1 pseudogene is annotated in these 203 nt (G+C 67.5%); it reads right to left on the reverse strand.

Going from position 1 to position 203, the window contains the following annotated elements:
* Positions 1-203 (reverse strand): annotated as a pseudogene (locus tag KUG41_RS15220) (photosystem II D2 protein (photosystem q(a) protein)); the annotation flags it as partial.

Consider the following 203-nt stretch of genomic DNA (forward strand, 5'->3'; position numbering starts at 1 on the left):
GGCCAGAGGCCACCGAGCTGGATCCAGCGGACGAAGTCACCCTGGGCTTCCGGACCCCAGAGCAGCAGCAGGCTGTGACCCATCGCGTCGGCAGGAGTGCTGACGGCGGCGGTGAGGAAGTTGCAACCTTCCAGGTAGCTGCTGGCAATGCCGTGGGTGTACCAGGAGGTGGCGAAGGTGGTGCCGGTGAGCCAGCCGCCCAG

Source organism: Synechococcus sp. CCY 9618 (genome assembly GCF_019038415.1).
Taxonomy (GTDB): Bacteria; Cyanobacteriota; Cyanobacteriia; order PCC-6307; family Cyanobiaceae; genus Cyanobium.